The 2895-nt window shown below is 66.9% G+C and carries 2 protein-coding genes and 2 pseudogenes; 1 reads left to right on the top strand and 3 read right to left on the bottom strand.

What is annotated here, in order from left to right; genetic code table 11:
- Positions 1-622, bottom strand: a pseudogene (locus DQW06_RS28610) (hypothetical protein); the annotation flags it as partial.
- Positions 623-1159: 537 nt separating this feature from the next.
- Entirely contained in the window at positions 1160-1372 is a 213-nt protein-coding gene (locus DQW06_RS28605; RefSeq protein WP_013152914.1) for a cold-shock protein, read from the bottom strand.
- A gap of 315 nt (positions 1373-1687) precedes the next feature.
- Between DQW06_RS28605 and DQW06_RS28600 the strand changes: the two are divergent.
- Positions 1688-2348 (top strand): annotated as a pseudogene (locus DQW06_RS28600) (class I SAM-dependent methyltransferase).
- A gap of 160 nt (positions 2349-2508) precedes the next feature.
- On the opposite strand, the gene DQW06_RS29730 reads toward DQW06_RS28600, so the two are convergent.
- Positions 2509-2895: hypothetical protein (locus DQW06_RS29730; protein ID WP_232833194.1), on the bottom strand; the 387-nt coding region annotated here is incomplete at its 5' end.

The raw sequence follows: 2895 nt of genomic DNA, 5'->3' as shown, positions 1-2895 counted from the left end.
ACGTCCGGCCCCTCCCCCGCCCCGTTCGGCTCGGGTGGTCGGGGCGGGGCCGGTGGGCGCGGGAGTTCGCCCGGCACCGACCGGCAGGGGCCGCATCGGGGCGCTCGTCGGAGGAGAGGTGAATGGGATATAGGTGTGTGGGTCGATTCGACCCGTCGCCGAGGTCGATTCGAACCGTCGCGGCCTTCCTGATCCTGGGTCGGGTGGTCTCGTCCAGGGGCTCCTCCCCCAGTGCCGCGCGGACGGCGTTGATCTCCTCGCGGACCGGTTCGGGGAAGTCCTCGGCGGGGATCAGCAGTTCGAGGACGATCGGAAGCCGGTCGTGCGAGCGGGTGCGCTCCTTGATGTCCCCGGCGAAGAATGCGCGGGTCTGACCGGGGTCGAGCTTGCGGACCAGTCCGACGGCGACCAGGTCCGCGATGGCGCCCTTGGCCACGGAGAGGCTGAGCAGGTGGCCGGACCGGCTGACCAGGGTGTCCAGGCAGAGGAAGCACCAGCGGCCGTCGAGGTCGGCGGCGCGGGCGATGACCGTGGCGGCGATGAAAGCGCGGGATGTGGGGAAGAGTCCGGCTTCGCGGGCTTCATTGACCCAGATGTCCGGTATGAAACCAATTCCGTGCATTGCCTTGCGGGGGCGTTGACGCGGGCCGAAAAACCGGCCCGAATCACGGCGTTCGGTGGTGGCACGGGGAGCGGGGGCGGTAGACTCCACGACGAGTCGCCTTCCTGGTTCTAGCAGGCAGGTGGCACGGCCGGACGCTTGTTCACGCAGGCGTCGGCCAAATCCCGGCTCGGTGTTGGTAGCACCGGCCGGGATTTTCCTTTTCGGGGAACACGCTAGCGCAGCGAACACGGGTTCGCGTAATTTTCCGTCAAGTCCGCACATGCCAGAAGCCTGAACTGTCTGCTTTGCGCAACAATTCACATAGAACGGTTTTGCTCTGTGTTTTCCGATTGGCACGAAAAAGGAACAGAACCCGGAGGGCCGGGCCCGGTAGCCATCCCCGACCCGGCGCGACGCTCCGGACTCGACCGGGCGGCCCATGAGGACGCCGCCGACACCACCGGCCGGGGTGGTTCGCGCCGCACACGACGAAGCCCCCGCGCCCGGGAGACCGGGTTCGAGGGCTTCGCGCGCTTCAGTTCAGGCGGGCCTTGCCTACCCTTCCACCTGAACCTTGTCCGCCTGCATGCCCTTCTGGCCCTGGACAGCTTCGAAGCTGACCGTCTGGCCTTCCTGCAACGACTTGAAGCCGGTGCCCTCGATCGCCCTGAAATGAACGAAAAGGTCGGGCCCGGACTCCGGCGTGATGAAGCCGTACCCCTTCTCGTCGTTGAACCACTTCACCGTGCCGGTCTGGCGCTCAGCCACGTGTCTTCCCCATCAGTAGTCGGCGGTTCCCATCAGCGAACCCCAAAAATCATGGCATGGGATCGCCTCGGAAAGACGCAGAAACGGCCGGAAACACCCGACTTCGCGAACCCCGACCCGGGCACGCTGCGGCTTCGCGTTCCAGGACGCCCCGTGCACCCGCGGGTCGGTCCACCGCTGCCTGTTCCGCGCCGGACCCGGGCGAGGTAGACACCTGCGCGGGTGGCGGTCTGTTTCGCCATTCCCCTGCTGCCCCGGCCGCGGCGTGGCTACCTTGGTCCGGTTCCTGCACGCCGCGTCACGAGGACCACGACCATGGGCAACCCGACCACGGACGTCCCGAGCTACTGGGACCGCTACGCCCAGAGCGTCACCCCACAGGACCCGGAGGAGGCTCTGGCCACCGCCCTGGAGTGGACCCAGTACCCGGGGCACGGCCCCGGGTTCGAACCGCTGGGGGAACCCGCCTCCGCGTTGGAGCTGGGGCCCCGGGCGGGGCAACGCCGTCGCCGCGCTGGCCTCCCGAGGGGTGAAAGCCGCGGGAGTGGACGTGTCACCGGTGTCGGTGGAGCACGCCCGCCACCAGTGGGGACACCTGGGCGCGGAGTTCCACCACGCGGACGCGGTCGAGTTCCTGGCGGGGACCGGCCAGCGGTGGGACGCCGTCTACTCGGTGTGGGGAGCGGCCTGGTTCACCGATCCCGGCGTGCTGTTCCCGCTGGTGCACGACCGTCTGGAATCCGGTGGAAGGTTCGTGTTCTCCTGCGCCCCCGCGGTTCCCGGGTCGTACGGAGTGCAGGGCATGTACGGAGGCGGGTTCAACGGCCGGGAGGTGTGGGTGTACCGGTGGGCCTACGAGCCCGCGGTGTGGGAGGAGATCCTGGTTGGCCACGGGTTCCGTGAGGTGCGTGTGTGGGAGGAGGCGGCCCCGGAGGCCGACCATGTGGGAACCCTGATCGGAACCGCTTCGCGATGAGTTCCCGTGCCGCCGCCGCAACAGCCCACGCGGGCAACGACGTCGGCCGAACGACGACCGGCCTCCGGACGCTCCATGCCCCTGGACCACCGTCGGCACACGGGAATACATTCCGGGAATCTTATACTTTTTCTCCTATAGTGGATTTGCCATCTCCATATCACGGATCTTTTTGCGTGGGAATAATTTTCTGAACATTGGCCGAAACGGGTCCAAAGGGATTGCACTCCCCCACCCTCGGGCATCTCAACGGCAGCGACGCGCGAGACCGGGAAAGGCGAAGATTCCACGGCTCCACCGAGAAGACGCGGAACATCGTCGCACCAGCCCCATTCAGAGAATTCCTTTCTGGAAGAGGAAAGGTCGAGCGGCCGATGTCCGCGAGCCGTCGAAATTCTTCGCGTCCACCGTCGCCCCACAGGTGCACCGGTCTCCCCAGGACCGGCTGTGCCACATGTGTTCCTGACAGTTCAGCGCAGTCCCCCGAATGGACGGAGAAGGTTGACATGGCGTACTGGAAGCAGATCTCCGGAGCACTGACCAGGAT

The sequence above is a fragment of the Nocardiopsis sp. TNDT3 genome, assembly GCF_003427465.1.
In the GTDB taxonomy this organism is placed as follows: Bacteria; Actinomycetota; Actinomycetes; order Streptosporangiales; family Streptosporangiaceae; genus Nocardiopsis; species Nocardiopsis dassonvillei.
This window is presented reverse-complemented; position numbering and strand designations above follow the sequence as displayed.